Origin of the sequence: Streptomyces sp. NPDC002734 (genome assembly GCF_040295685.1) — a bacterium.
Classification (GTDB): Bacteria; Actinomycetota; Actinomycetes; order Streptomycetales; family Streptomycetaceae; genus Streptomyces.
The window spans coordinates 212,692-238,809 of sequence record NZ_JBEOVU010000001.1; the positions used below are offsets into that span (position 1 = coordinate 212,692).

26 protein-coding genes and 3 tRNA genes are annotated in these 26,118 nt (G+C 73.5%); 8 read left to right on the top strand and 21 right to left on the bottom strand.

Annotation, left to right across the window (positions count from 1 at the left end):
* The first annotated feature begins 146 nt into the window (after positions 1-146).
* Together ABT026_RS00950 and ABT026_RS00955 are read left to right on the top strand one after the other, a co-directional pair.
* The gene (locus ABT026_RS00950; protein WP_351110746.1) at positions 147-1,373 is read left to right on the top strand and encodes a pyridoxal phosphate-dependent aminotransferase; all 1,227 of its coding nucleotides are present in this window, start codon (positions 147-149) and stop codon (positions 1,371-1,373) included.
* Positions 1,374-1,549: 176 nt separating this feature from the next.
* The gene (locus ABT026_RS00955) at positions 1,550-2,575 is read left to right on the top strand and encodes an adenosine deaminase (RefSeq protein WP_351110748.1); all 1,026 of its coding nucleotides are present in this window, start codon (positions 1,550-1,552) and stop codon (positions 2,573-2,575) included.
* A gap of 64 nt (positions 2,576-2,639) precedes the next feature.
* Here the strand turns inward: ABT026_RS00955 and ABT026_RS00960 are convergent, their stop codons facing one another.
* The 6 genes from ABT026_RS00960 to ABT026_RS00985 all read right to left on the bottom strand — a co-directional run bounded on the left by ABT026_RS00960 (position 2,640) and on the right by ABT026_RS00985 (position 5,292).
* On the bottom strand, positions 2,640-3,695 hold the full coding sequence (locus ABT026_RS00960; protein WP_351110750.1) for a UDP-N-acetylmuramate dehydrogenase: 1,056 nt from the start codon (positions 3,693-3,695) through the stop codon (positions 2,640-2,642).
* A 121-nt stretch (positions 3,696-3,816) separates the two neighbouring features.
* Positions 3,817-4,245, bottom strand: a complete 429-nt coding sequence (locus ABT026_RS00965; protein ID WP_351111008.1) for a MaoC family dehydratase — start codon at positions 4,243-4,245, stop codon at positions 3,817-3,819.
* Between the two features lie 5 nt (positions 4,246-4,250).
* The gene (locus ABT026_RS00970) at positions 4,251-4,703 is read right to left on the bottom strand and encodes an FAS1-like dehydratase domain-containing protein (protein WP_351110752.1); all 453 of its coding nucleotides are present in this window, start codon (positions 4,701-4,703) and stop codon (positions 4,251-4,253) included.
* A 141-nt stretch (positions 4,704-4,844) separates the two neighbouring features.
* Positions 4,845-5,009 (bottom strand): 50S ribosomal protein L33, encoded by a 165-nt coding sequence (gene rpmG / locus ABT026_RS00975; RefSeq protein WP_046706212.1) that lies wholly within the window; start codon positions 5,007-5,009, stop codon positions 4,845-4,847.
* A 91-nt stretch (positions 5,010-5,100) separates the two neighbouring features.
* A tRNA-Met gene (locus ABT026_RS00980) sits at positions 5,101-5,173 on the bottom strand.
* A 46-nt stretch (positions 5,174-5,219) separates the two neighbouring features.
* A tRNA-Thr gene (locus tag ABT026_RS00985) sits at positions 5,220-5,292 on the bottom strand.
* 285 nt (positions 5,293-5,577) lie between these two features.
* Between ABT026_RS00985 and ABT026_RS00990 the strand changes: the two genes are divergently transcribed.
* Positions 5,578-6,942, top strand: a complete 1,365-nt coding sequence (locus ABT026_RS00990) for an amidohydrolase family protein (protein ID WP_351110755.1) — start codon at positions 5,578-5,580, stop codon at positions 6,940-6,942.
* Between the two features lie 640 nt (positions 6,943-7,582).
* Positions 7,583-8,242, top strand: a complete 660-nt coding sequence (locus ABT026_RS00995) for an NAD(P)H-binding protein (RefSeq protein WP_351110756.1) — start codon at positions 7,583-7,585, stop codon at positions 8,240-8,242.
* A 9-nt stretch (positions 8,243-8,251) separates the two neighbouring features.
* Here ABT026_RS00995 and ABT026_RS01000 read toward each other — a convergent pair whose 3' ends face one another.
* Both ABT026_RS01000 and ABT026_RS01005 read right to left on the bottom strand, forming a co-directional pair.
* Positions 8,252-9,031, bottom strand: a complete 780-nt coding sequence (locus tag ABT026_RS01000; protein ID WP_351110758.1) for a Clp protease N-terminal domain-containing protein — start codon at positions 9,029-9,031, stop codon at positions 8,252-8,254.
* Between the two features lie 133 nt (positions 9,032-9,164).
* Entirely contained in the window at positions 9,165-9,638 is a 474-nt protein-coding gene (locus ABT026_RS01005) for an NUDIX hydrolase (RefSeq protein ID WP_351110760.1), read from the bottom strand.
* 227 nt (positions 9,639-9,865) lie between these two features.
* On the opposite strand from ABT026_RS01005, the gene ABT026_RS01010 reads away from it, so the two are divergent.
* A complete protein-coding gene (locus tag ABT026_RS01010; RefSeq protein ID WP_351110762.1) occupies positions 9,866-10,549 on the top strand; it encodes a YqeB family protein in 684 nt (227 codons plus the stop codon).
* Positions 10,550-10,853: 304 nt separating this feature from the next.
* Here ABT026_RS01010 and ABT026_RS01015 read toward each other — a convergent pair whose 3' ends face one another.
* A complete protein-coding gene (locus tag ABT026_RS01015) occupies positions 10,854-11,186 on the bottom strand; it encodes a DUF5959 family protein (protein WP_351110764.1) in 333 nt (110 codons plus the stop codon).
* 297 nt (positions 11,187-11,483) lie between these two features.
* Positions 11,484-11,568, bottom strand: a tRNA-Tyr gene (locus tag ABT026_RS01020).
* Between the two features lie 216 nt (positions 11,569-11,784).
* Here ABT026_RS01020 and ABT026_RS01025 point away from each other — a divergent pair.
* The 3 genes from ABT026_RS01025 (at position 11,785) to ABT026_RS01035 (ending at position 14,209) form a co-directional block, all read left to right on the top strand.
* A complete protein-coding gene (locus tag ABT026_RS01025) occupies positions 11,785-12,273 on the top strand; it encodes a YajQ family cyclic di-GMP-binding protein (RefSeq protein WP_351110766.1) in 489 nt (162 codons plus the stop codon).
* A gap of 181 nt (positions 12,274-12,454) precedes the next feature.
* A complete protein-coding gene (locus tag ABT026_RS01030) occupies positions 12,455-13,693 on the top strand; it encodes an APC family permease (protein ID WP_351110768.1) in 1,239 nt (412 codons plus the stop codon).
* 96 nt (positions 13,694-13,789) lie between these two features.
* Complete coding sequence (locus tag ABT026_RS01035) at positions 13,790-14,209, top strand: YccF domain-containing protein (RefSeq protein ID WP_351110770.1); 420 nt, start codon at positions 13,790-13,792, stop codon at positions 14,207-14,209.
* Positions 14,210-14,398: 189 nt separating this feature from the next.
* Here ABT026_RS01035 and htpX read toward each other — a convergent pair whose 3' ends face one another.
* The 11 genes from htpX to ABT026_RS01090 form a co-directional block, all read right to left on the bottom strand.
* Positions 14,399-15,262, bottom strand: a complete 864-nt coding sequence (gene htpX, locus ABT026_RS01040; RefSeq protein WP_351110772.1) for a zinc metalloprotease HtpX — start codon at positions 15,260-15,262, stop codon at positions 14,399-14,401.
* Positions 15,263-15,688: 426 nt separating this feature from the next.
* Positions 15,689-17,422 (bottom strand): NADH-quinone oxidoreductase subunit N, encoded by a 1,734-nt coding sequence (locus ABT026_RS01045; protein WP_351110774.1) that lies wholly within the window; start codon positions 17,420-17,422, stop codon positions 15,689-15,691.
* Positions 17,419-19,014: a complex I subunit 4 family protein gene (locus ABT026_RS01050; protein WP_351110776.1), complete on the bottom strand. Its 1,596-nt coding sequence runs from the start codon at positions 19,012-19,014 to the stop codon at positions 17,419-17,421. Before ABT026_RS01050 ends, ABT026_RS01045 begins: the two co-directional genes overlap by 4 nt.
* A 6-nt stretch (positions 19,015-19,020) precedes the next feature.
* Positions 19,021-21,042, bottom strand: coding sequence for an NADH-quinone oxidoreductase subunit 5 family protein (locus tag ABT026_RS01055; RefSeq protein WP_351110778.1), 2,022 nt, complete (start codon positions 21,040-21,042; stop codon positions 19,021-19,023).
* Positions 21,039-21,527, bottom strand: a complete 489-nt coding sequence (gene nuoK, locus ABT026_RS01060) for an NADH-quinone oxidoreductase subunit NuoK (RefSeq protein ID WP_351110780.1) — start codon at positions 21,525-21,527, stop codon at positions 21,039-21,041. Before nuoK ends, ABT026_RS01055 begins: the two co-directional genes overlap by 4 nt.
* Positions 21,527-22,066 carry an NADH-quinone oxidoreductase subunit J family protein gene (locus ABT026_RS01065; protein ID WP_351110782.1) on the bottom strand — a complete coding sequence of 180 codons (540 nt, stop codon included), beginning with the start codon at positions 22,064-22,066 and terminating at the stop codon, positions 21,527-21,529. The genes nuoK and ABT026_RS01065 overlap by 1 nt, the downstream gene beginning before the upstream one ends.
* Entirely contained in the window at positions 22,063-22,656 is a 594-nt protein-coding gene (locus ABT026_RS01070; RefSeq protein WP_351110784.1) for a NuoI/complex I 23 kDa subunit family protein, read from the bottom strand. The genes ABT026_RS01065 and ABT026_RS01070 overlap by 4 nt, the downstream gene beginning before the upstream one ends.
* Complete coding sequence (locus tag ABT026_RS01075; protein ID WP_351110785.1) at positions 22,656-23,621, bottom strand: complex I subunit 1/NuoH family protein; 966 nt, start codon at positions 23,619-23,621, stop codon at positions 22,656-22,658. The genes ABT026_RS01070 and ABT026_RS01075 overlap by 1 nt, the downstream gene beginning before the upstream one ends.
* Positions 23,618-25,012, bottom strand: a complete 1,395-nt coding sequence (locus ABT026_RS01080; protein ID WP_351110787.1) for an NADH-quinone oxidoreductase subunit C — start codon at positions 25,010-25,012, stop codon at positions 23,618-23,620. Before ABT026_RS01080 ends, ABT026_RS01075 begins: the two co-directional genes overlap by 4 nt.
* Entirely contained in the window at positions 25,009-25,695 is a 687-nt protein-coding gene (locus ABT026_RS01085; RefSeq protein WP_502967870.1) for an NADH-quinone oxidoreductase subunit B, read from the bottom strand. The genes ABT026_RS01080 and ABT026_RS01085 overlap by 4 nt, the downstream gene beginning before the upstream one ends.
* A complete protein-coding gene (locus ABT026_RS01090; protein WP_108954861.1) occupies positions 25,686-26,057 on the bottom strand; it encodes an NADH-quinone oxidoreductase subunit A in 372 nt (123 codons plus the stop codon). Before ABT026_RS01090 ends, ABT026_RS01085 begins: the two co-directional genes overlap by 10 nt.
* Positions 26,058-26,118 lie beyond the last annotated feature (61 nt).

Consider the following 26,118-nt stretch of genomic DNA (forward strand, 5'->3'; position numbering starts at 1 on the left):
GACGTCGGCGCGAACGTCCCCCGCACCTCCCCCGAGCCTCCTCCGCGGCTCCCGGCCCGGGACCCGGATGGGCACGCGTGTGCACCCCTTGTTCACTCCGCGAACCTGGATGCCGCCGGTGTTTCCTTTCTGAAACCATGGCGGTCATGAGCGCAGCTACCTCTCCGACCGAGCGCCGGGTGTCCGCCCGCATCGGCGCGATCTCCGAGTCCGCGACCCTCGCCGTCGACGCCAAGGCCAAGGCCCTGAAGGCCGCCGGGCGCCCGGTGATCGGCTTCGGCGCCGGCGAGCCCGACTTCCCGACGCCGGACTACATCGTCGAGGCCGCGATCGAAGCCTGCAAGAACCCGAAGTTCCACCGCTACACCCCCGCCGGCGGTCTCCCCGAGCTCAAGGCCGCGATCGCCGCCAAGACGCTGCGCGACTCCGGCTACGAGGTCGACCCCTCGCAGGTCCTGGTGACCAACGGCGGCAAGCAGGCCATCTACGAGGCCTTCGCCGCGATCCTGGACCCGGGCGACGAGGTCATCGTCCCGGCGCCGTACTGGACCACCTACCCGGAGTCGATCCGGCTGGCCGGCGGCGTGCCGGTGGAGGTGGTGGCCGACGAGACCACCGGTTACCGGGTCTCGGTCGAGCAGCTGGAGGCGGCGCGCACCGACCGCACCAAGGTCGTGCTGTTCGTCTCCCCCTCCAACCCGACCGGCGCGGTCTACAGCCGCGAGGACGCCGAGGCGATCGGCCGCTGGGCCGTGGAGCACGGCCTGTGGGTGCTGACCGACGAGATCTACGAGCACCTGGTCTACGGCGACGCCGTCTTCACCTCGCTTCCGGCCCTGCTGCCCGAGCTGCGCGACAAGTGCATCGTGGTCAACGGCGTCGCCAAGACGTACGCGATGACCGGCTGGCGGGTGGGCTGGATCATCGGCCCGAAGGACGTCGTGAAGGCCGCGACCAACCTGCAGTCGCACGCCACCTCCAACGTCTCCAACGTGGCCCAGGCCGCCGCGCTGGCCGCCGTCTCCGGCGACCTGACCGCCGTGGAGAAGATGCGCGAGGCGTTCGACCGCCGCCGCCGGACGATCGTGCGGATGCTCAACGAGATCGACGGCGTGGTCTGCCCGGAGCCGGAGGGCGCGTTCTACGCCTACCCGTCGGTGAAGGCGCTGATCGGCAAGGAGATCCGCGGCCGCCGTCCGCAGAACTCGGTCGAGCTCGCCGCGCTGATCCTGGAGGAGGTGGAGGTCGCGGTCGTCCCGGGCGAGGCCTTCGGCACCCCGGGCTACCTGCGGCTCTCCTACGCGCTGGGCGACGAGGACCTCGTCGAGGGCGCCAGCCGCATCCAGAAGCTGCTGGCGGAGGCCCAGGACTGAGCCTGTCGCAGGCGAGCGGGCGGGGCGGTACGTGACCTCACGTACCGCCCCGCCCCGTCTGTGTGCGGCCCCTGCCGTGCGCGCGCGGTCCCTGCCGGACCGATTTTCCGTTCGGGGAAGGTCTCGAAAGGGGAACTGGGTAGGAGAGACGCATGGGTGTGCGGCAGGATTCGGCAATGGAGCGCGTACGTGATCTCACCAAGCTGCCGAAGGCTCATCTGCACCTGCACTTCACCGGTTCGATGCGCCCCCAGACCCTTCTCGAACTCGCCGACAAGCACGGCGTCCGGCTGCCGGACGCGCTGACCGGGGCGGAGCCCCCGCAGCTGCGGGCCACCGACGAGCGCGGCTGGTTCCGCTTCCAGCGGCTCTACGACGCCGCCCGGAGCTGTCTGCGGGACGAGGACGACATCCGCCGGCTGGTCCGCGAGGCCGCCGAGGAGGACGTCCGGGACGGGTCCGGGTGGCTGGAGATCCAGGTGGACCCCACCTCCTACGCACCGCGGCTGGGCGGGCTGATCCCCACCATGGAGATCATCCTGGACGCCGTGGACTCGGCCTCCCGGGAGACCGGTCTGGGCATGCGGGTGCTGGTGGCGGCGAACCGCATGAAGCACCCGCTGGACGCCCGGACGCTGGCCCGGCTGGCGGTGCGGTACGCGGACCGCGGCGTGGTCGGCTTCGGACTGTCCAACGACGAGCGGCGCGGCCTGGCCCGCGACTTCGACCGGGCGTTCGCGATCGCGAGGGAGGGCGGTCTGCTGGCCGCCCCGCACGGTGGTGAGCTGACCGGCCCGACGTCGGTGCGCGACTGCCTGGACGACCTGGAGGCCACCCGCATCGGTCACGGCGTGCGGGCCGCGGAGGACGCGCGGCTGATGCAGCGGCTGGCGGACCGGCAGATCACCTGCGAGGTCTGCCCCGCTTCCAACGTGGCGCTGGGCGTCTTCGACAAGCCGGAGGAGGTCCCGCTGCGCACCATGTTCGAGGCCGGGGTGCCGCTGGCGCTGGGGGCCGACGACCCGCTGCTCTTCGGCTCGCGCCTGGCCGCCCAGTACGAGTTCGCCCGCGAGCACCACGAGTTCACCGACGCGGAGCTGGCCGAGCTGGCCCGTCAGTCGGTCCGTGGCTCGGCCGCGCCCGAGGAGGTCCGCTCCCGGCTGCTGGCCGGCATCGACACCTGGCTGACCACGCCGGCGTGACCCGCCGGCGGCCCGGGACGTGAGGGCGGTGGCCGTGGGGGGACGGCTGCGGGCGGCGGTGGCCTCAGAGGCCGACGCCCACCATCACCGGCTCGTTGACCAGGGTGACGCCGAACGCCTCCCGCACCCCGGCCACGACCTCGCGGGCGAGGGCGAGGAGGTCCTCGGTGGTGGCGGAGCCGCGGTTGGTGAGGGCGAGCGTGTGCTTGGTGGAGATGCGCGCGGGCCCGCTGCCGTAGCCCTTGGTGAAGCCCGCCTTGTCGATCAGCCAGGCGGCGGAGGTCTTGGTGCGCCCCTCCCCCGCCGGGTACGCGGGCGGCGTCACCTCGTCGCCGAGGCGCTCGCGCACCCGCTCACGAAAGGCCGCGAAGGCGGCGTCGTCGAGGATCGGGTTGGTGAAGAACGACCCGGCGGACCAGGTGTCGTGGTCCTCGGCGTCGAGCACCATGCCCTTGCCCGCGCGCAGCTTCAGCACCGTCTCGCGGGCCTGCTCCAGCGGCACCCGCTCGCCGGCCTCGACGCCCAGGGCGCGCGCCGTCTCGGGGTACTTCAGCGGGGCGGACATGCCCCCGGCGTCCTCCAACTCGAAGCGGACGCGCAGCACGACGTAACGGTCCGGGTCCGCCTTGAAGCGGCTGTGCCGATACGAGAAACCGCATTCCTCGCCGCTCAGGGCGACCGTCGCGCCGGCGACGCGGTCGTAGGCGATCACCTCGGTGATCGTGGAGGAGACCTCCTGGCCGTAGGCGCCGACGTTCTGGATGGGCGTGGCCCCCGCGGAGCCGGGGATGCCGGCCAGGCACTCGATACCCGCCAGACCGGCCCGCACGGTGCGCGCCACGGCCTCCGACCAGACCTCGCCGGCGGCCAGCTCCAGGGTGGTGCCGTCCAGGGAGAAGCCGCTGGTGGCGATGCGCAGGGCGGTGCCCTCGAAGCCCTTGTCGCCGACGACCAGGTTGGAGCCGCCGCCGATCACGAGCAGCGGCGTGCCGGAGGCGTCGGCCTCGCGGACGGCCTCCACGACCTCGGCGTCGGTGGTCGCGGTGACCAGCCGACGGGCCGGGCCGCCGAGACGGAAGGTGGTCAGAGGGGCGAGCGGGGCGTCATGTCGTTCCTGCACGCCGCCTAGCCTACGCGGCGGGCCGGACGGGACGCGGAGGCGTCACCGCCCGGCCCGGATGCCGCGACGGCGTGCGGCGCGGGTCACGGACCGAGAACGTGGCCGGGACCCGCGCCGGGGCTCAGGCGAGGCGGACGACCGCGCGGGACATGCCGAGGACCTTCTGGCCGGCGAACATCGCGGTCAGGTCCACCCGGACCTGGTTGTCGTCGAGCTTGGCCGCGACCTTGCCGCTGACCTCGACCGTCGCGCCCTCGTCGTCGTTGGGGACCACGACGGGCTTGGTGAAGCGGACCCCGTACTCGACCATCGCGCCCGGGTCGCCGGTCCAGTCGGTGACCACACGGGCCGCCTCGGCCATGGTGAGCATGCCGTGCGCGATGACGTCCGGCAGCCCGACCTCCTTGGCGAACTTCTCGTTCCAGTGGATCGGGTTGAAGTCGCCGGACGCGCCGGCGTACTCGACCAGCGTGGCGCGGGTCAGCCGGAAGACCTGCGCGGGAAGTTCGGTGCCGACCTCCACGTCGGCGTACGCGACCTTGGCCGTCATCCTCGTCATCCCTCCTCGGCGGCGCGGGCCACCAGCTTGATCCAGGCGGTCACCACGAGTTCACCGGACTCGTCGTGCACGTCGCCGCGCACGTCCAGGATGTCGTTGCCGGCCAGCGACTTGATGGCGTCGATGGTGGTGGTCACGGTGAGCCGGTCACCGGCGCGCACCGGGCGGCGGTAGGCGAACTTCTGGTCGCCGTGGACCACGCGGCTGTAGTCGAGACCCAGCTCCGGGTCGTGGATCACGCGCCCGGCGGCCTTGAAGGCGACGAGGAAGACGAAGGTCGGCGGCGCGATCACGTCGGGGTGGCCGAGGGCCTTGGCGGCCTCCGGGTCCGTGTACGCGGGGTTGGGGTCGCCGATGGCGGCGGCGAACTCGCGGATCTTCTCCCGCCCGACCTCGTACGGGTCGGTGGGCGGGTAGCTCCGCCCGACGAACGACTGGTCCAGCGCCATGGGCGCCACCTCCTGCTGCCTGTGCTTGCTGCGGTAACCCTATGCACGGCGGGGCACGCCCCGGGGCGGGACGGACCGGACGCCGTGGGGAACGACGAAAGGCCGCCCCCTGACGGGGACGGCCTCACGTACGAGCCTGATTTATCGCGTTTCGCGGTGCGCGGTGTGCGCCTTGCAACGCGGGCAGTGCTTCTTCATCTCCATGCGATCCGGGTTGTTACGCCGGTTCTTCTTGGTGATGTAGTTCCGCTCCTTGCACTCCACGCAGGCCAGCGTGATCTTCGGGCGGACGTCGGTGGCAGCCACGTGAAGTGCTCCTTGACGAACGGATAGTACGAACTAAGACAGAAAAATAGTAGCCGACTGAAGGACCGACCCCGCAATCGGCTACTAAGAGTAGCGGTGACCGGACTTGAACCGGTGACACAGCGATTATGAGCCGCTTGCTCTACCGACTGAGCTACACCGCTGCGGATCGATCGGACCCCGCCTCGCGGCGGGGACCTCTCTCACCAGAGCCCCAATACGGAATCGAACCGTAGACCTTCTCCTTACCATGGAGACGCTCTACCGACTGAGCTATTGGGGCGAGCGAGGAAGACATTACACGGTCGTCCGCCGATCCCCCAAATCCGTTTCCCGGCGTCCTGCGCCGGGATGTCCCGAAGGGGCCACCCGGCCGCCTCGCGGCCCTCCCGCCCCACGGGAGAGGGCTCCCGCACCGGTGGCACCACGCCGGTACGACTATTCCGCTCCTCCCTGGGCTCGGCGGGTCGCCGCCCTAGGCTCGGTCACTCCACGTGATCGTTTCTCCGGGGCCGCCCCTCGGCGTCCTCCCCGCAGCAGCACCCGGATCCGGACCCCCAGGAACGCGATGTCCGACAGCCAGCCGCCTCCCCAGCAGCCCAACCCGTCGCCCTCCTCCACACCGGGCCCCGCCGAGCCCGCCGCACTCCTGCTCTGCGGCGCCCGCCTGACCGACGGCCGCACGGTGGACGTCCGGCTGGGCGGCGGGCGGATCGAAGCCGTCGGCACGGCGGGCAGTCTGGCCGGCGACCCGGTGGTCCCCGGTCCGGCGCACCCGGCCAACGCCTCCCTCCCCTCGCCCGCCTGCGGCGCCACGACGGACGCGGGCGGGGGCGGGGGCACGGGTACGGAGGCGGGCGCGGCGCCCGCGCGGGTCAACCTGGAGGGCTACCTGCTGCTCCCCGCCCCCGCCGAACCGCACGCCCACGCCGACACGGCGCTCACCGCCGAGTCGGACGGGCCCACGCCGGGCGATCCGCAGGACGTCCAGCGCCGGGCCACCGAGGCGGTCCTCGCCCAGCTCGGCCACGGCGCCACCGCGATCCGCTCCCACGTCCGTGTCGGCGACGTGCAAGGGCTCGGCGCCCTCGAGGCGGTACTGCGGGTGCGCGGCGTGGTGCGTGACCTGGTCGACCTGGCGGTCGTCGCGATGCCCCGGCTGCTCACGGGGGTGGCCGGGGCCGACGGGCTGGCCCTGCTGCGGGACGCGGTCGGCATGGGCGCGACGGTCGTCGGCGGCTGCCCGGACCGCGATCCGGACCCCACCGGCTACGTGGAGGCGGTGCTGGAGCTCGCCTCGGCCCACGGCTGCGCGGTCGACCTGCACACGGACGGCACCGACCCGGCCCGCCTGTGCCGCCTGGCCGCCATGGCGGGCGGGCTGCGCGGCGGGGTGACGCTCGGCCCGCTGGGGGGGCTGGGGCTGCTGCCCACCGACGTGGCCTCACGCTGCGCCGACCAGCTGGCGGCGGCCGGGGTGGGCGTCGTCTGCCTCCCACAGGGCGGTTGCGCGGGCGCCGACCGCCGCGGCGCCGCCCCCGTGCGGCTGCTGCGGGCCGCGGGTGTGCGGGTCGCCGCGGGAAGCGGGTCGCTGCGCGACCTGTCGAACCCGGTGGGCCGCGGCGACCCGCTGGAGGCCGCCTACCTGCTGGCCTCGCAGGACGCACTGCCGGTGGAAGACGCCTACGGGACGGTGAGCGCGGCCTCCCGCGCGGTGCTGGGGCTGCCGCCGGTGCGGGTCGAGGCGGGGTTCCCCGCCGACCTGCTCGCCGTCCGAGGGGACCGGCTGGCCGGAGCGCTCTCGCTGGCCTACAGCCGCCTGGTGATCCACGCCGGGCGGGTGGTCTCCCGGACCAGCGCGGTCCGGGAGTACTGCGACCTCGGCGGCGCGGGCGCGGGACCCGAACTCCCGCGCCAGGCACGGCATCCCTGAGGCGGGCGGGGGCGCCGCCGCACGGCCACGGGCGTGGGCCCGACGGGGCGCGGGGGTCCTCCTCCCGGGGCGCGGGGGTCGTTTCGCCGGCACGGCACCCCTGAGGCGTCCGGGGCGCGCCGCCGCGCGGCCACGGTGGGCCGGGGCCCGGTGGGGTGCGGGGGTCCCCCTCCCGGCTCACGGGGGGCGTTTCGCCGGGCGCGGCCGTCGCGCCGTGGGGGCAGTCCTGACGCGTCGCGACGCTGCTGCGTGGCGACGCGGCGGGGGACCATGTGGCCGCCGGGTGGCCGCCGGGTGGCCGCCGGGTGGCCGCCGGGCGGCACGGCTCCGACACGTCGTGACGCCGCGGCGGGACGCGTCGCCCTGCCCCGACGTGAGGGCGTAGCCCATGCACGCCAGGTGCGTCGGTCCGTCGCGGGGGCGTCCCTCCGAGCCGGCCTGTGGCCCGGCCCTGCGGGGGCAGACCGGCGCGCGTCGGCGTGACGTTCACGGGCCGGCCCTGACACACGTCACGTGCCCCGGTCCGCCGCGCCGCGGCGTGCGCCCGATATCCGGCCCTGCGGGGCGGTGGACGAGCCTCGCGGCGGTGGCCGTGACGCGTCGTGGCGCATCGCCCGGCCCACCGAGTTACGGTCGAAGCATGCGTATCGTCATCGCCGGAGGCCACGGCCGAATCGCCCTGCGACTGTCGCGACTGCTCGCCGCGCGAGGTGAGGAGGTCGCGGGCATCATCCGCAATCCCGACCACGGCGACGATCTCCGCGAGGCCGGGGCCGAACCCCTCGTCCTCGACCTGGAGTCGGCCGGCGTCGAGGAGGTGACCGAACTCCTGCGCGGCGCCGACGCCGCCGTCTTCGCGGCGGGCGCGGGCCCGGGCAGCGGGGTGGCCCGCAAGGAGACGGTCGACAAGGGCGCCGCCGTGCTGCTCGCGGACGCCGCCGTCCGGGCGGGCGTCCGCCGCTACCTGGTCGTCTCCTCCATGGCCGCCGATCCGGACCACCAGGGCGACGAGGTCTTCGACGCCTACCTGCGTGCCAAGGGCGAGGCCGACGCCTACGTCCGCTCCCTCGGCGACTCGCTGGACTGGACGATCCTGCGTCCCGGCATGCTCACCGACGACGCCGGCACCGGGCAGGTGCTGCTGCAGGCCTCCACCGGCCGGGGCCCGGTCCCGCGCGACGACGTGGCCGCTGTCATCGCCGAACTCCTGGACTATCCCGGCACGGTGGGGCTGACGCTGGAACTGATCGGCGGGTCCACTCCGGTCACCGACGCGGTGAAGATGGTGGCGGGCGAGTAGCCGGCCGCCTCACTCCGCCTGCGGAGACCGCCCGTCCGCGGACGGGCCCTCGGTCTCGTCGACCGCTTCCGTCGCCGGGGCCACCAGCTCCAACGCCCGGGCGACGAACTCCTCCACGCCGGTCTTCCCGACACCGAGCCGGCTGAGCACGCCCTCGCCGTTCTCCTGCTCCAGCAGCGCCAGCAGGATGTGCTCGGTGCCGACGTAGTTGTGGCCCAGCCGCAACGCCTCACGGAACGTCAGCTCCAAGGCCTTCTTGGCCGCCGAGCCATACGGCACGAGCTCCGGCGGGTTCTCGGCCGCCTCGGGAAGCACCGCCGTGACGGCCTCCCGGACGGCCTCCGGAGTGACCCCCTGCGCCTCGATCGCACGGGCGCCGATCGCCTCGGGCTCCGCCAGCAGCCCCAGCACCAGGTGCTCGGGCAGCCCCTCCGCGGCGCGGGCCGCCCGGGCCTCGCTGTGCGCCGCCACGACCACGGCGCGGGCGCGCGGCGTGAAGCGCTGGAAGCCCTGCGCGAGGTCGAGGTCGGCGGACTCCTTGGGCACGAAACGCTTCTGGGCGGCCTGCCGGGTGACGCCCATGCTCTTGCCGATGTCCGTCCAGGAGGCGCCGGCCCTCCTGGCCTGGTCCACGAAGTGGCCGATGAGGTGGTCCGCGACCTCACCGAGGTGTTCGGCGGCGAGGACCGCGTCCTGCAACTGGTGCAGGGCGTCGGGGTTGACCTTCTTGATCGCGTCGATGAGGTCGTCGAGACGGGGGGATGCGGAGCCGAGCGGATTCGTCGTCATGTGTCAACCCTAAGTTGACACCCCCCGGCCGTCAACCATCGGTTGACAGTCGGCGGCGTTCCGTCCGGCACCGAGCCGGTGCCGAAGCGCCACCGGCTGCACCGAGCCACCACCGAGCCGCCGCCGAGCCGTCTCAGTGCTGGACGAGACCGCCGACCGGGACGGGATCGACGTGCCCGGTCGCCGGACGGGTGAGAGCCAGGGCGAGCCCGACGTCGACGAGCGAGGACCTGGGCAGCGCCGTTACCTGGGCCGTCGGCGTCCAGACCGACTCCACGACTCCCCCACCCGGCTCCGGCCGCAGCCGCCCACCCGTGATGCGCACCAGGTAGAAGACGCCGACGTTCTGGTGGTCCGGTCCGCCGGGGACGGTGCGCTCGGCCGACGGAACCACCCGGGAGTCCACGCCCAGCAGCCGTTCGACCTCCGCGTCGCAGCCCGTCTCCTCGGCGACCTCACGCACCACGGCGTCGTACGGGTCCTCCCCGTGCTCCACCCCACCGCCCGGCAGACTCCACGTGCTCCCACCCCGCCGCGACACCTGACGGGCCAACAACACCCTCTCGCCCACGAGGCACACGGCATACGCCGCCAGCCGAAGACTCATCCCCCGCACCCCCTTCCCCCGTGCCGTACCCGAGACCGGAGGCCGGTACCCCGGACGGGCGCGGAATGCCGCCGGACGAAACGCTCTGACCGGGCCGAACACCCGGCGCTATCGTTGCCGTCGCCCCGACGCCGGAGCCGGAGTTCGCTGTTGCCGAAGCCGCCGGCCCGCGTCCGCGGGGACGGACCGAGAGCCCTGTACGACCGAACCCGGGAGTGAGATCACCGATGGCCGAGCACGAGCCCTCCGTCACCGTGCGCCTGCCCGACGCGTGGTTGTCGGCCGTCATCCTGTGCGGGGCCGCGCTCGGCCTGGGCGCCGCCTTCGCCGTGGGCCCGCTCGCCGACTGGATGATCGGGCGCTTCGACGGCGCTCCGGGCCCGCTCCGGCTGGCGGCGGCCCTGCCGCTCGTGTGGGCCGTCCCGGTGCTGACCCTCTGCGGCGGCGTCGCCGGGGCCTGGGTGGCGGACAGCTGGCGCAAGGAGAACCCCGTGATCGAGGTCGGCGCCGCCGGCGTCGTCGTCCGCGACGCCACCGGCGGCCACCACGTCGAACGAGCCCTGATAGCCGACGCGTTCACCGACGGGCGCGATCTGGTGCTGCGCGACTCCGACGGCCGGGAACACGTCCGCACCCGGGTCGAGAGCGCGCTCGCGGGACGCCTGCAGGCCGCGTTCGAGCAGCACGGCTACTCCTGGCGCGGCACCGCCGACCCGCACGAGGCGGACTGGACCGACTGGGTCGACAACGACCCCGGCCTCGACGAGCGCGCCCACACGCTGCTGCGAACCCGGCAACGGGCCCTCGCCGACCATCGCACCGGCACCGCCGACGAGGCCCGCGACGAACTCCGCCCCCTCGGCATCACCGTGCGCGACCGGGGCAAGGCCCAGCAGTACCGCAAGGTCTGAGGCTCCCGCGGGCCGACGCTCGTCGCACGGCTCGTCGCGCGCCAACGGGACGGTGGCTCGGCGCGCCAACTCCCCTACGAAGCCGGGTCCTCAGGGCGCGATCCCCGCGCCCGCGACGTGGTACCCGACGCGCCCACCGGCACGCGCCCTCACGCGAAGCGTCTCCGCCCTCCAGGCCGGGTCCGCTGCTCCGCCGTGTCTACGCCGAGGCGCTGGCCCGGACCCGGGAGCGGGCCAACCGCCTGATCGGGACCGCACTCCGGGAGTGGAACGAGGCAGAGCAGGAACGCTCGGCGGCACCATCTCATCCGCGCTGGATCGGCCACGCTGCACGCACCTGAGCGAGGCGCAGGCGCTGCGCATCAACCCAACCGTCGGGCTGGCGCACCAACACGCGAACCGAAGTGAGGGACGCAGCCATTTCCCTCACTTCCACCTCGATCGCGTTAAGAGTGCGCCCGTTGGACATGAAGGGCCCCGTGGGTTCGATCTGGATCTCCGGGTTCTTTCCATCGTCCATCCAGTGGACCGGCTGCCCTGCGGCAAGCCTGTCAAGTGCCGTTGCCCAGTCGTCCAGGTCCTCGGGCAAGAGGCATACCTCTGTGAGACGGCCGTTCGCGAACTCGCTGGTCACCACGATGTCAACGTCGAGGCAGCCGTCCCACGGGAGCACCCCTGGTTGTCGGTCCTGTTACCCGAACGATCACGCTGTTCTCATCATCAGCGAGGTGAATGAGGTCCATGGGACCGTGCTCAGTCATGTCGTTCCCCCAGGGCCGTCGGCGGGCGCAGCTCCGCGCGGCTCCATCATGTACACCCCTCGGCGAAGCGATCATCAAGCGACCCCACGGCACCGCCCGCTCGAACAGGTGGCAGACACAGCGGAGCCCCCTCCGACCTGCCGTGAGGCTGATCGGAGGGGGCTCCGTTTGTCTGGTGGCGGCGCCAGGATTCGAACCTGGGAAGGCTGAGCCGGCAGATTTACAGTCTGCTCCCTTTGGCCGCTCGGGCACACCGCCTAGACGGTGCCACGAAGTCGAACCGGCTTGCGGCCGGGTCTCCCTCGCGACGTCGTAAACAATACCTGATGCCGAGGGGTGGTCCGCCACTCGATTGAGCGCGGTTCGCGGTACGGGGGATGGCTAGGCTTGGGCGGGCTCGGTCCGGGGCGTGGTCCCCGGGTCGGCGGCCCCGTAAGCACCCGACACAGACCCCGATGCAAGGAGCCACAGGACATGGCCGACTCCAGTTTCGACATCGTCTCGAAGGTCGAGCGGCAGGAGGTCGACAACGCCCTCAACCAGGCCGGCAAGGAGATCTCGCAGCGCTACGACTTCAAGGGCGTCGGCGCCTCGATCGCGTGGTCCGGTGACAAGATCCTGATGCAGGCGAACTCCGAGGACCGGGTCAACGCGGTCCTCGACGTCTTCCAGTCCAAGCTGATCAAGCGCGGCATCTCGCTGAAGGCGCTGGACGCCGGCGAGCCGCAGCTGTCCGGCAAGGAGTACAAGATCTTCGCGGACATCAAGGAAGGCATCTCCCAGGAGAACGCCAAGAAGGTCGCCAAGATCATCCGCGACGAGGGCCCCAAGGGCGTCAAGGCGCAGGTCCAGGGTGAGGAACTGCGCGTCAGCTCCAAGAGCCGCGACGATCTGCAGGCCGTGATCACCCTCCTGAAGAACCAGGACTTCGACTTCGCGCTGCAGTTCGTCAACTACCGGTAGGCATCAGGTAGTTCGCGCACTGTTGCCGCAGGGGCGCACCGTGGGTTCCGTCCTGTGGTGCGCCCCTGCGGCGTTCGCGGCCGGCGTACCGCGGAGCGGGCCGGACCGTGCGGTGCCGGCCTGAGGACCGAGCCTGAGGGCCGAGGGGACCCGGAGCGCTGTCACCGGTAGCGTGCCCGGCATGGCGGAGCAGGGTGAGCTGCGGCGGACGCTCGGGGTCGGGGACGCGGTCGTGGTCGGGCTGGGGTCGATGGTGGGGGCCGGCATCTTCACGGCTCTCTCCCCCGCGGCGCGGGCGGCCGGGTCGGGGCTGTTGGCGGCGCTGGCCGTGGCGGGAGTGGTCGCGTACTGCAACGCGACGTCCTCGGCGCGGCTGGCGGCGGTGTACCCGGCGTCCGGGGGCACGTACGTGTACGGGCGGGAGCGGCTCGGGGAGTTCTGGGGCCACCTCGCCGGGTGGGCGTTCGTGGTGGGCAAGACGGCGTCCTGCGCGGCGATGGCGCTGACCGTCGGGGCGTATCTGTGGCCCGGGCGGGAGCGGGCGGTCGCCGTGGCGGCGGTGGTGGCGCTGACGGCGCTGGGGTACCGGGGGATCAGCAGGTCCGTCCGGGTGACGCGGGTGATCGTCGCGGTGGTGCTGGCGGTGCTGGCCGCCGTGGTGGTGGCGTGCCTGGGCGGGGACGGCGGCGGGGCGGCCGGGCGGGAGCCGGGCGCGGCGGTGACCGCGGGCGGCTACCTCGAGGCGGCGGGGCTGCTGTTCTTCGCGTTCGCCGGGTACGCGCGGATCGCCACGCTGGGCGAGGAGGTGCGGGACCCGGCGCGGACCATCCCGCGCGCGATCCCGCTGGCCCTGGGCGTCACGCTGGTCGTGTACGCGGCGGTGGCGGTCGCCGTGCTGTCGGCGCTCGGGGCGGGCGGTCTCGCGGAGGCGGGTGCGCCGCTCGTGGAGGCGGTGCGCGCCGCCGGGGCGGGGTGGCTGGCGCCGGTGGTGAGGGTGGGCGCGGCGGTGGCCGCGCTGGGGTCGTTGCTGGCTCTGCTGCTGGGCGTGTCGCGGACCACCCTGGCGATGGCCCGGGACGGGCACCTGCCGAGGCCGCTGGCGGCCGTGCACCCGCGCTTCCAGGTGCCGCACCGGGCCGAGCTCGCGGTGGCCGCGGTGGTCGCGGTGGCGGCGGCCACGGTGGATCTGCGGGGCGCGATCGGGTTCTCGTCGTTCGGGGTGCTGCTGTACTACGCGATCGCCAACGCCTCCGCCTGGACGCTCAACCGGTCGGCCGCCGCCCGCGTCCTTCCCGGTGCGGGGCTGGTCGGCTGCCTGGTCCTGGCGTTCACGCTGCCGGCCGCCTCGGTGGCCGCGGGCGCCGGTGTCGTCGCGGTCGGGGCGCTCATTCACGCGGTCCGGCGGACACTGGTGAAGTAGGCCTCTGCCGGATCCGTCGTCCGCACGACGTCCGCACGACGTCCGCACGACGTCCGCACGACGTCCGACGACGTACATGAGCGAAGGGGTACGACCGTGAAGCCGGTCAATCTGGTGCTCAACATCCTGTGGGTCGTGTTCTGCGGGTTCTGGATGGCGCTCGGCTATCTGGTCGCCGCGCTGATCAGCTTCGTGCTGATCGTCACCATCCCGTTCGGCATCGCCGCGCTGCGGCTGGCGGGGTACGCCCTGTGGCCGTTCGGGCGGACGACGGTGCCGAAACCCACGGCGGGCGTGGGGTCGGCGATCGGGAACGTGGTGTGGGTGATCGTGGCCGGCTGGTGGCTGGCCCTCGAGCACCTGGTGCTCAGCATCCCGTTGTTCGTCTCGATCATCGGCATCCCGTTCGGCTGGGCGAACATCAAGATGATCCCGATCTCGCTGATGCCGCTCGGCACGGAGATCGTGCCCGTGGAGCAGGCCGAACGGGCACGGGTGGACGACCGCCGCTGGTGACCGCGTACGGGCGGCGCGGGCACGCACCGCGGGCGGGCGGCGCGGGCGGGCAAGCGGGGAGGCACCGCAGGCGTGCACCGCGGCTGAGAGCCCGCCGAGGGCTGCGGCACCATGCCGAGGCGCCGCCGGAGCGCGGGCGAACCGCTGCGGAGACCGCCGCACCGCGGCCGAGGGACCGGCCTCGGGCGGTCAGCCCCGGCCGCCGCCCATGGTTTCCAGGCGGGCGATGCGCTCGGCCATGGGCGGGTGGGTGGAGAAGAGCTTGGAGAGGCCCTCGCCCGGGCGGAACGGGTTGGCGATCATCATGTGGCTGGCCGTCTCGATCTTCGGCTCCGGCGGCAGCGGCAGCGCCTTCGTGCCGGCCTCCAGTTTGCGCAGCGCACTGGCCAGGGCCAGCGGATCGCCGGTGAGGCGGGCCCCGTCGGCGTCGGCCGCGTACTCCCGGGAGCGGCTGATGGCGAGCTGGATGACGGACGCGGCGAGCGGGCCGAGCAGCATGATCAGCAGCATGCCGAGCAGGCCGGGGCCGTCGTCGTCGTCCGAACGGCCGATCGGGATCAGCCACGCGAAGTTCACCAGGAACATGATCACCGAGGCGAGCGCCCCGGCGACCGACGAGGTGAGGATGTCCCGGTTGTAGACGTGGCTGAGCTCGTGCCCGATCACGCCGCGCAGCTCACGCTCGTCGAGGATGCGCAGGATGCCGTCGGTGCAGCAGACCGCGGCGTTGCGCGGGCTGCGGCCGGTGGCGAAGGCGTTGGGCGCGTCGGTCGGCGAGATGTAGAGCCGGGGCATGGGCCGGCGGGCCTGTATGGAGAGCTCGCGGACGATCCGGTAGAGGCCGGGTGCCTCGAATTCGCTGACCGGGCGGGCCCGCATGGCGCGCAGGGCCAGCTTGTCGCTGTTCCAGAAGGCGTAGGCGTTGGTGCCCAGCGCCACGAGGACGGCGACGATCAGGCCGTTGCGGCCGAAGAAGCTGCCGATGACGATGATGAGCGCCGACAGCCCCCCGAGGAGGACCGCGGTCCTGAGTCCGTTGTGCCGACGGTGCACGGTACGCCCTCCAAGTGGTGCGGCGGGGGGAGCCCCTGGTGCGGCGCGTCCAGTGGACCCTTACGTACAGGTCAACGCGGTGCGGGCGGTCGCAGTTCCCCACGCCGGTCCTGGGTGGAGTACCCCGGCGTGGCGCGGTCGCACGTGGTGCGGCGGGACCGGCGTGGCGCGGGCGCGGACGGTTCGGGCGGGCCGGTGGGGACCGGCGATCCCCGGGTGCGCGCATCCCGCGAGGGCAGACGGGGACCGCACGGACGCCCGTCCCGCGAGGACCGGCGCAGCACGGACGCACGCGTCTCGGCCGGTCCGCGGAGGGACGGGCGCTCATGGCTCGGAAGGGGCGGACGGGACGGGACCGGCGTCGGTCGGCGGTCCGGAGGGCGAGCGGGGCGGGCGGGCAACGAGGCCGCCGGCCGGGCCGCGCGGTCAGAAGAGGGCGACGCCGGTGAACCGGAGGATCAGCTGAGGGGCGGCGGACAGGGCGAGGGCGAGCAGGCCGGTGATCACGAGGGCGACGGTCAGCGGGGCCGATCCGGGGAACGCCACGGGCTCGGCCACGGTGCCGGCGGGGCTCGTCCCGGCGGGGGCAGCCGCGTCCGCGGAGGTCGTCCCGGCAGGGGCTGCAGTGCCCGCTGTGCCGGAACCGGCGTCCGCCCCCGGGGCCGCACCACCGGAGGCCGCTCCACCGCCGCCCACCGACGCCGCCGCGGGCACCGGCGCGGACGCCCCCGCGTCGGCGGCCGGGACCGCCTCGGTGCGCGGCGTCGCCCCCTCCCCCGTCGGGCGGAAGAGGAGCGCCGTCCAGCGCAGGTAGTAGACCAGCGCGATCACCACGTTGACCGCCATCACGACGGCCAGCCAGCCCATGCCCGCCTCCACCGCCGCGCCGAAGACGGTCACCTTGGCGAAGAGCCCGACGATGCCTGGCGGCAGTCCCGCCAGGCAGAGCAGGAAGAAGGCCATCAGCAGTGCGGTGACCGGGCGGGCGGCGTACAGGCCGCGGTGGTCGTCGACCCGTCCCGCCGGGCGGGCGCGGCCGACCAGGGCGACGACGGTGAACGCGCCGAGGTTCACCGCGGCGTACATCAGGGCGTAGGCGAGGGTCGAGCCGATCGCCCGCGCGGGCTCGTCGGTGTAGGCGGCGGCCGCGACTGGGACCAGCAGGTAGCCGGCCTGGCCGACGGAGGACCAGGCGAGCAGCCGGACCGCGCTGCGCTCCCGGTCGGGACGCTGGCGCATCGCTCCGACGTTGCCGGCCGTCATGGTGAGGGCGGCCAGCAGGGCGAGGACAGGTCCCCACACCGGCGCGTACGACGGGAAGGCGAGGACGGTGACCAGGATCAGGCCGGTGAAGCCGACCGCCTTGCCGGTGACCGACAGGTAGGCGGCGACCGGCAGCGGGGCGCCCGTGTAGGTGTCCGGGACCCAGAAGTGGAAGGGCACGGCGGCGGTCTTGAAGGCGAAGCCGACCAGGGTGAGGACCACCCCGGCGCGGGCCAGGGCCGCGAACTGCCCGTCGACGTGCTGGATCTCCTCCGCGACGACCGTCAGGTGCATCGAGCCGGTGACCGCGTAGACGAAGCTGACGCCGAGCAGGCTGACCGCGGTGGCGGTGACCGAGGAGAGGAAGAACTTGAGCGCGGCCTCGGAGGAGCGGCGGTCGCCGTGCCGCAGGCCCACCAGGGCGAAGGCGGGGAGGGAGGCCACCTCCAGGGCCACGATCAGGGTGGCCAGGTCGCGTGAGGCCGGCAGCAGGGCGGCTCCGGCGGCCGAGCTGAGCAGCAGGAACCAGTACTCGCCGGCCGGCAGCCGCCGGGCCTCGTCCTTGAGCGCCGTCATCGACAGGAGGGCGGCGAGCAGTGCCCCGCCGAGCACGATCAGCTGCACGACCACGGTGAAGCGGTCGGCGACGTAGCTGCAGACGCCGGGGTCGGCGGTCAGGCAGAAGGTGGCGCGGTCGCCGTCGAGGAGCGGCAGCAGCAGGAGCAGGCCGGCGGCGAGGGCGGCGACGGAGATCCACCCCATCAGCGCCTTGCGCTGCTCGGGGAGGAACAGGTCGGCGACCAGGACCACCAGGGCGGCCACGGCGGTGAGGGTGGGGGGCGCGACGGCGGTCCAGTCGACGGACTGGACCACGCTCGCGGCGGCCAGGGCGCTCATCGGGGGCCTCCTGCGAGGAGCTGCTGGACGGCGGGGTCGGTGAGGCCGAGGAGCACCTTCGGCCAGAGCCCGGCGAGGACGGTGAGGACCACCAGCGGGGTCCAGGCGGCGAACTCGTGGCCGCGGACGTCGGCGAGGAGCGGCACGGCGTCCGCCTCGCGCGGCGGCTCGCCCATGCAGACCCGGCGGACCACGATCAGCAGGTAGGCGGCGGTCAGCAGGGTGCCGAAGGCGCCGACGGCCATGAAGACCAGGTACGCGGGGCGGCTGAGGCCCGCGGCCGGGTCGAAGGCGCCGAACAGCGCGAGCATCTCGCCCCAGAAGCCGGCCAGGCCGGGCAGGCCCAGGGAGGCGACGGCGGCGAAGGCGAGCAGCCCGCCCAGGCGGGGCGCGCGGCCGTACAGCGCGGCGCCGGTGGCCCGCACGCCCTGGGCGGAGAGGGTGTCGAGGTCGGTGGTGCCGGTGCGGTCCTTGAGGGCGCCGACCAGGAAGAAGAGCAGGCCGGTGATCAGCCCGTGGGCGACGTTGGCGAACAGCGCGCCGTTGACGCCGGTGGGCGTCATGGTGGCGATGCCGAGCAGCACGAAGCCCATGTGGCCGACGGAGGAGTAGGCGATCAGGCGCTTGAGGTCGCCCTTGGCGCCCTTGCGGGCCAGCGCGAGGCAGGCCAGCGAGCCGTAGACAATGCCGACGACGGCGAACGCGGCCAGGTAGGGCGCGAAGACCTCGAAGCCCTCGGGGGCGGCGGGGAGCAGGATACGGACGAAGCCGTAGGTGCCCATCTTCAGCAGCACGCCGGCCAGCAGCACGGAGCCGACCGTGGGGGCGGCGGTGTGGGCGTCGGGGAGCCAGCTGTGCAGGGGCCACATCGGGGTCTTCACGGCGAGGCCGAGACCGATCGCGAGGACCGCGACGACCTGCGTGGTCACGGTGAGTGACCGGTGACTGTCAGTGGCGAGTGCCACCATGTCGAATGTGCCCGCCTTGATCCCGATCAGGAGCAGGCCGAGCAGCATGACCACGGATCCGAGCAGCGTGAACAGGACGAACTTCCAGGCGGCCGCCGAGCGGCCCGCGCCGCCCCAGCGGGCGATCAGGAAGTACATCGGGATCAGCACGGTCTCGAAGGCGAGGAAGAACAGCAGCAGGTCGAGGACGGCGAAGGAGGCGAGGGTGCCGGTTTCCAGCACGAGCAGCAGGGCGACGAAGCCCTTCGGGGAGCCACCCGGGGGCCGGTTGAAGTACGAGTGGAGGGCGCAGAGGAAGGTCAGCAGGGCGGTGAGCACCAGCAGGGGCAGCGAGATGCCGTCGACGCCCAGGTGGATCCGCACGTCGAGGGCGGGGATCCAGCTGATGTCGGTGGTGGCCTGCATGGTCTGGGGCCGGCTGTGGTCGAAGCCGGCGGCCAGGGCCAGCGCGGCCAGCAGGACGACGCCGGTGACGGTCACGCCGTGCCGCAGCACGGCCTGCTCGGGCGACTTCCCCTTCAGCCCGGGCGGAGCCGGGAGGAGGGCGGCGGCGGCCCCGATCAGCGGGATCACCACGATCAACGCGAGAAGGACCTGCATCACGGACTCGTTGATATCGATCACGCCTGCTCACGCTCCCGAGACGGCGAGGACGACGGCCACCGCGAGGACCACGGTTCCGGCGAGCAGCGCGCTCACATAGGTCTGGAGGTTGCCGGTCTGGGCGCGCCGCACGGCCGCGCCCAGCAGCCTGGGCAGGGCGGCGGCGCCGCGCACGTAGGTCTCGACGACCTCGCGGTCCAGGAAGCGCACCAGCGAGGCCGCGGCGGTCACCGGGCGGACGAAGGCGGCGCGGTAGAGGGCGTCCAGGTGGAAGCCGACGGCTGCGTGGCGGTGCAGCGGACCCAGCAGGAGCCGTCCGGGGTCGGCGGGGTCCGGCGCGTCGGCGACGTCGCCGTAGGCGGGGGCGTGGCTCGCGATGGCCTCCGCCTCGACCTGGCCGGGGTCGGCGTCCGGGTGGGCGGCGACCGCGCCGAGCGGGGTGCCTCCGGCGAAGGCGGTGGTGTGCCGCCAGGTCGCGTAGGTCACCACGCCGCCGACCAGGGCGATGCCGGTGGCGAGGACGGAGGTGGCCCAGCCGGGGGCGAGTGAGCCACCGCCGAACCAGTCGGGCAGCACGCCGTAGGCGGCGCCGAGCGCGAGGGAGGGCACGGCCAGGACCCACAGGACGGCCGTCATGGTGAAGGGCTGCCTGCCGTGTGCGGGGACCTCGGCGCCGCGGCCGCGGAAGGCCCGCAGCCACAGGCGCGTCGCGTAGGCGGCGGTCAGCAGGGCGGTGAGCAGGCCGGCCACCAGCACGATCCACCCGGCGGCGACCGGTCCGTGGCCGGTGGCCGCGTGCTCGGCGGCGACCAGCACGGCCTCCTTGGAGAAGAAGCCGCTGAACGGCGGGATGGCGGCCAGCGCGAGCAGGCCGATCGTCATCGTCCAGTAGGCGTCCGGCACGCGGGCGCGCAGTCCGCTCATGCGGGACATGGCGGCCAGGGAGTTGGTGCCGGCGGCGTGGATCAGCACGCCCGCCGTGAGGAACAGCAGCGCCTTGAAGGCGCCGTGGGTGAGGAGGTGGAACGCGGCGGCGGCGCGGTCGCCGGCGGCCAGCGCGCCGGTCATGTAGCCGAGCTGGCCGATGGTCGACCAGGCCAGGACCCGCTTGACGTCGTCCTGCGCCAGGGCGGCGAGGGCCGAGCCGACCATGGTGACGGCGGCCATCACGGCCAGCACCAGCATGGCGGCCTGGGACGCCTGGAAGAGAGGGAGGAGCCGGGCCACGAAGTAGATGCCGGCCGCGACCATGGTGGCGGCGTGGATCAGCGCGGAGACGGGCGTGGGGCCCGCCATCGCGTCGGGCAGCCAGGTGTGCAGCGGGAACTGGGCCGACTTGCCGGCCACCCCGGCCAGGAGCAGCAGGGCGATCAGGGTGGGGTGGTCGATCCGTTCGGCGGCCGCGAAGGTCGGGGTGCCCGGGTCCAGGGCCATGTTGCGGACGGCGTCCAGGATCTCGGTGATCCGGAAGGAGCCGGCGTCGGCGGCCAGTGCGAACAGGCCGATCAGGAACGGGACGTCACCGGCCTTGGTGACCAGGAAGGCCTTGAGGGAGGCGGCGCGCGCCTCGGGGGTCTCCCAGTAGTGACCGACCAGGAAGTAGGAGCAGATGCCCATGACCTCCCAGCCGACCAGCAGCACCATCAGGTCGCCGGTGTAGACGACCAGCAGCATGGCGGCGGTGAAGAGGGAGACCAGCGCCGCGTACGAGGGGTAGCGGGCGTCGTGACGGAGGTAGCCGGTGGAGTAGATCTGCACGCAGGCCGAGACCAGGGTGACCAGTACGGCGGCGAGGGCCGCGAAGCCGTCGACGTGCAGGGCCAGGTCGATCGGCACGGAGCCGGTCGGGGTCAGCTCGGTCACGGCGTCGATCGGCTTCCCGCCGCCCTGGCGCCAGGCGACCGTCGCGGCGACGCCGAGGGAGGCGAGCACCGGCAGCACGGCCAGCGGCCGGGTGAAGCCGGGGGCGACGCGGCCGAGGAGCAGTCCGGCGACGGCGCCGAGGAAGGGCAGCAGGGGGACGAGGACGGCGAGGGTGATCGTGCTCATGCGGCGGCCCCGGTCTTCTCGCCCGTCGCGGTCGCGCCCGGGCCGGCGGAGTCGGGGCCCGCGCCCGGGCCGGCGGAGTCGGGGCCCGCGCCCGGGCCGGCGTCGCCGCCGTCGGCATGGCCGCCGTCCGCGGGACCGCCGTCCACGGGGCCGCCCTCGGCGGTGTCGCGGAGGCGGTCGATGTCGGCGGTGCCGCGGTTGCGGTACACGGCCAGGACGATGGCCAGGCCGATGCCGATCTCGGCCGCGGCGATCGCGATGGTGAACAGGGTCAGCGCCTGCCCGGCGTGGAGGGTGTCGTGGGGGAGCGCGGCCTCGGCGGTGCGGCTCAACCAGGCGTCGAAGGCGACGAGGTTGAGGTTGACGGCGTTGAGCATCAGCTCGACCGACATCAGCACCAGGATCGCGTTGCGGCGCGCCAGGACGCCGTAGACGCCGGTGCAGAAGAGCAGCGCCGACAGGACGGCGGGATACGCGAGGTGCATCAGCGCTCGCCTCCTTCGGCGGCCCGCTTGCGGGAGAGGACGATGGCGCCGACCAGGGCGGCCAGCAGCAGGACCGAGAGCGCCTCGAAGGGCAGCACCCAGTGCTGGAAGAGGGACTCGCCGGTGGCCTTCGTGGTGCCGGCGGAGGCTCCGTCCAGTTCGATCCAGGTGGTGCGGAAGGCGTCCACGACCACCCAGACCAGGGCGGCCGCCGCGGCCACGGCCACGCCGAGGGCGACCCCGCGGTTGCCAGAGTCGGCGTCCGGGGAGCGGCCGATGGGCGCGCGGGTCAGCATCAGACCGAACAGGAGCAGCACCACCACCGAGCCGATGTAGATCAGCACCTGCACCCAGGCGATGAACTCGGCGGTGAGCAGCAGGTACTCGACGGCGAGGCCACCGAGCGCCACCACCAGCCAGAGGGCCGCGTGCACCAGCTGGCGGGTGGTCACGCTGACGATCGCGGAGCCCAGGGTGACCACGCCGACCAGGACGAACGCGATCTCCACCCCGGTGGGCGAGAGGAATCCGTGGCTCACGGGGCCGTCCCCTCCTCCGGCGCGTCCGCCTGCGTCCCGGGCCGGGCCTCGGTCTGCCGCAGCTTGTCCGCCGTGCGACGGGCCGCGGCGATCTCCTTGGGCTCCTCCGCGCCGGCGTCCAGCGCGGGCGGGGCCGGGACGGTCCACATCCACTCGCGGAGCTTGTCCCGCTCGTGGGTGAGTTCGCGGATGTCCGTCTCGGCGTACTCGAACTCCGGGGACCAGAACAGCGCGTCGAAGGGACACACCTCGATGCAGATGCCGCAGTACATGCAGAGCGCGAAGTCGATGGCGAACCGGTCGAGGACGTTGCGCTGCCTCTCGCGGCCGCCGGGCGCGGCCGGGGGCACCGTCTCCTTGTGGGAGTCGATGTAGATGCACCAGTCCGGGCACTCGCGGGCGCACAGCATGCAGACCGTGCAGTTCTCCTCGAACAGGCCGATCACCCCGCGGGTGCGGGGGGCGAGTTCGGGCTGGACGTCCGGGTACTGCGCGGTGACCGTCTTCCGCATCATCGTGCGCAGGGTGACGGCCAGTCCCTTGGCCAGCCCGCTGCCGGGGATGCCGGGGGACGCCGGGGCGGACGGCATTACGGGATCACCACCTTGACGACGCCGGTGAGGGCGATCTGGGCGAGGGCGAGCGGAACCAGGAAGGTCCATGACAGCTTCTGCAACTGGTCCTCCCGCAGCCGGGGGTAGGTGACGCGGAGCCAGATGACCACGAAGGCGAGGACGGCGGTCTTCAGCAGCGTCCAGAACCAGCCGAGGCCGTCGCCGCCGAACGGGCCGTGCCAGCCGCCGAGGAACAGCACGGTGGTGAGGCCGCAGAGGACGACGATGCCCGCGTACTCGGCGAGCAGGAAGAACGCGAAGCGCAGGCCGGTGTACTCGGTGTACGCGCCGAAGATGATCTCCGAGTCGGCCACCGGCATGTCGAACGGCGGTCGCTGGAGTTCGGCGAGGCCGGCCACGAAGAAGACGACCGCTCCCACGAGCTGCCAGGGCAGCCACCACCACTCGAAGGCGCCGGCGATGCCGGAGAGCGAGACGGTGCCGGCCGCCATGGCCACGGACGCCGCCGCGAGCAGCATGGGGAGTTCGTAGGAGAGCAGCTGGGCGGCCGTGCGGAGTCCGCCGAGCAGGGAGAACTTGTTCGCCGACGCCCAGCCGGCCATCAGCGAGCCGAGGACTCCGACGCCCATCACGGCGAGCGCGAAGAAGATGCCCGCGTCGACGGCCTGGCCGACGGCGTCGCCCGGGCCGAGCGGGATGACCAGCAACACCAGCAGGTACGGCAGGAGGGCGACGGCGGGGGCCAGCTGGAAGACGCGGCGGTCCGCGCCGGCCGGGACGACATCCTCCTTCTGCACGAACTTCACGCCGTCGGCGACGAGTTGGGCCCAGCCGTGGAAGCCGCCGGCGTACATCGGGCCGAGGCGGCCCTGCATGTGGGCCATCACCTTGTGCTCGGTCTGCCCCACGACCAGAGGGAGGACCAGGAAGGCGGCGAGGACGGCGAGCAGGCGCAGGGTGACGTCGAGCGCGTCGGTCACTGTCCGCCTCCCTCGGGGTCGTCGGTCTGTCGGTCGTCGGTCTGCCGGTCGTCGGCGTCACCGCTCCCGGTGGAGCCGTCCGGCTCCTCGCGCTTCTCGTCGAAGGCGGGCTTGGCGTGGTGCCAAGGGGCGTCCGGGCTGCGGGGTGCGGAGCGCGGCGGGCGGGGCGGCCGGGGCGCATCCTCGGCGAGGGTCTCCCCCTCCTCCCGCTGCGACGCGGACCCACCCGAGGCGGACCGTGCCCTCCGCGGACCCGCGGGCCGCGCCTCTTCGGCGCCGCCCGTCTCCGCAGGCCGCGTCTCCTCGGAGCCGCCCGAGTCCTCACGCCGCGTCCCTTCGGCGGAGCCGCCGGGCTCCGCCGACGGACCGGCGCCCGCCGCCTCGTCACGCTGCGACGCGGAACCCCCGGACGCGCTCCGCGCCCGGCGCGGACCTGCCGGTGCCGCCGGAGCTTCCGCCCCCTCGGCGGGACCGTCCGCCTCGTGAGGCTGCGACGCGGACCCGTCCGCCTCCACGCGCTGCGAGGCGGACCCCTGCGACACGCTGCGGCTGCGCCGGGGACCGCCCCGGCCGGACGGGCCGCCCGGACCGGACGGGGTCGCCGGCCCCTCGGCCGAACCCTCCGCCCCCTCGCGCTGCGTGGCGGAACCCTGCGACACGCTGCGGCTGCGCCGCGGAGCCGCCGGGGTCTCGGCCGCGGGGGCGACCGGGGCGGAAGGAGCCGCGGGTGCCGTCGCGGAGGCGGCGCCCTCCGCCGCGGTGCGGGTGCGGCGCGGGCGGTCCGCTCCCGCCGCACGGCCCGCGCCACGGGCCGGGGCGGCAGGGAGGGTGCCCTTCAGCGGGCCCCATTCGTTCGGGTCCGGCACCCCCGGCGGCAGCATCTGCCGCCGCTTGGGTCCACCGTGATCGGACTCCCCCGGCTCCTTGGCCCCAGGCCACGCCTTGGCCACCCGCGCCGCCAGGACGAAGTCCTTGCGCAGCGGGTGCCCCTCGAAGCCCTCCGGCAGCAGCAGCGGCTCCAGCCCGGGGTGGCCCTCGAACCGCACGCCGAACATCTCGTGGGTCTCCCGCTCGTGCCAGGCCGCGCCCGCGTAGACCTCGACCGCGGTGGCCAGCACCGGGGCCTCGTGCGGCACGGTGGTGCGCAGCAGCAGCCGCCGCACCGGCCCGAGGGCGACCACGTGGGCACAGACCCGGAAGCCGGCGCCCGGTTCGTCGACCGCGCTCAGCCAGTCGAAGAAAGTGCATCCGAGCCGGTCCCGGGCCACGGTCAGCGCCTCGGTCCAGGACCCTGGAGGGACGTCGACGGTCAGTACCTCGTACGACTCGTGCGCCTCGGCCCCGTCGCCGAAGAGCGCGCCCGCCGGCTCCGGCAGCCACCCGTCGCTCATCGCGTCCCGTCCCCCTCCGCGGCCGGCGGCCGGACCAGCCCGCTGTTCAGGGCCGCGGCGGAGGGGCGGGGTGCCGCGCCGCCCCTGCCGTACCGCTCCCCCAGCGACTCGCGGGCGATCTTCTCCTGGAGCTTGATGATCCCCTGCAGCAGCGCCTCGGGCCGCGGCGGGCAGCCCGGCACGTAGACGTCGACGGGGACGATCTGGTCGACGCCCTTGGTGACCGAGTACGAGTCCCAGTACGGGCCGCCGCAGTTGGAGCAGGCGCCGAAGGAGATGACGTACTTCGGCTCCGGCATCTGCTCGTAGAGCCGCTTCACCGCGGGCGCCATCTTGTCGGTGACGGTGCCGGAGACGACCATCAGGTCGGCCTGGCGCGGCCCCGGCGCGAACGGGATGACGCCCAGCCGCATGAAGTCGTGCCGCGACATCGACGCGGCGATGAACTCGATGGCGCAGCAGGCGAGTCCGAAGTTGAAGACCCACAGCGAGTAGCGGCGGCCCCAGTTGAGGACCACCTTCATCGGCTCGGGCGCGAGGCGGGACAGCACGCCCAGCTTCCTGGGCTCGGGCAGCACCGTCGGCTCGGGCAGCATCACGGGCTCGGCCACGGAGCCGTCTCCGGTCACGGAGCCGTCCGCGGCGGCGGAGCCGTTTCCGGCGGCGGCAGGGTTCACGTCCACTCCAGGACGCCCTTCCTGTAGGCGTACAGCAGGCCCACGGCGAGGAAACCGAGGAAGAGGAACATCTCCACGAGGGTGGCGGCGCCGTATCCCGGCGCGTCGAAGACGGTCGCCCAGGGGAAGAGGAACACCGAGTCCACCGCGAAGATCACATAGAGGAACGCGTAGACGTAGTAGCGGACCTGGGTGTGTGCCCAGCCCTCGCCGACGGGGTCGACGCCGCACTCGTAGGTGAGCAGTTTCTCGGGCGTCGGCACCACCGGCCGCAGCAGACGTGCCGCGCCGAAGGCGACGGCGACGAACAGCACCCCCACCACGGCGAGGAGGCCGACGACCGAGTAGGACGGGAAGTAGTCGGGCACCTCGGTCCTCGCTCCTCACGTCAGGTTGCCTCGGAAACATGCGCAACGGGAGTCTAGGCCC

What these genes read in the sequence shown, in the direction of transcription:
- ABT026_RS00995 (WP_351110756.1), top strand. Translation starts at nt 7,583, where the DNA reads ATGCGTATCGTCATCGCCGGAGGCCACGGCCGAATCGCCCTGCGACTG.
- ABT026_RS00950 (WP_351110746.1), top strand. Translation starts at nt 147, where the DNA reads ATGAGCGCAGCTACCTCTCCGACCGAGCGCCGGGTGTCCGCCCGCATC.
- ABT026_RS01000 (WP_351110758.1), bottom strand. Translation starts at nt 9,031, where the DNA reads ATGACGACGAATCCGCTCGGCTCCGCATCCCCCCGTCTCGACGACCTC.
- ABT026_RS01070 (WP_351110784.1), bottom strand. Translation starts at nt 22,656, where the DNA reads ATGCCGTCCGCCCCGGCGTCCCCCGGCATCCCCGGCAGCGGGCTGGCC.
- ABT026_RS01010 (WP_351110762.1), top strand. Translation starts at nt 9,866, where the DNA reads ATGGCCGAGCACGAGCCCTCCGTCACCGTGCGCCTGCCCGACGCGTGG.
- nuoK (WP_351110780.1), bottom strand. Translation starts at nt 21,527, where the DNA reads ATGCACCTCGCGTATCCCGCCGTCCTGTCGGCGCTGCTCTTCTGCACC.
- ABT026_RS00970 (WP_351110752.1), bottom strand. Translation starts at nt 4,703, where the DNA reads ATGGCGCTGGACCAGTCGTTCGTCGGGCGGAGCTACCCGCCCACCGAC.
- ABT026_RS00990 (WP_351110755.1), top strand. Translation starts at nt 5,578, where the DNA reads ATGTCCGACAGCCAGCCGCCTCCCCAGCAGCCCAACCCGTCGCCCTCC.
- ABT026_RS00955 (WP_351110748.1), top strand. Translation starts at nt 1,550, where the DNA reads ATGGAGCGCGTACGTGATCTCACCAAGCTGCCGAAGGCTCATCTGCAC.
- ABT026_RS01055 (WP_351110778.1), bottom strand. Translation starts at nt 21,042, where the DNA reads ATGAGCACGATCACCCTCGCCGTCCTCGTCCCCCTGCTGCCCTTCCTC.
- ABT026_RS00965 (WP_351111008.1), bottom strand. Translation starts at nt 4,245, where the DNA reads ATGACGGCCAAGGTCGCGTACGCCGACGTGGAGGTCGGCACCGAACTT.
- ABT026_RS01045 (WP_351110774.1), bottom strand. Translation starts at nt 17,422, where the DNA reads ATGAGCGCCCTGGCCGCCGCGAGCGTGGTCCAGTCCGTCGACTGGACC.
- ABT026_RS01030 (WP_351110768.1), top strand. Translation starts at nt 12,455, where the DNA reads ATGGCGGAGCAGGGTGAGCTGCGGCGGACGCTCGGGGTCGGGGACGCG.
- ABT026_RS01080 (WP_351110787.1), bottom strand. Translation starts at nt 25,012, where the DNA reads ATGAGCGACGGGTGGCTGCCGGAGCCGGCGGGCGCGCTCTTCGGCGAC.
- ABT026_RS01005 (WP_351110760.1), bottom strand. Translation starts at nt 9,638, where the DNA reads ATGAGTCTTCGGCTGGCGGCGTATGCCGTGTGCCTCGTGGGCGAGAGG.
- ABT026_RS01025 (WP_351110766.1), top strand. Translation starts at nt 11,785, where the DNA reads ATGGCCGACTCCAGTTTCGACATCGTCTCGAAGGTCGAGCGGCAGGAG.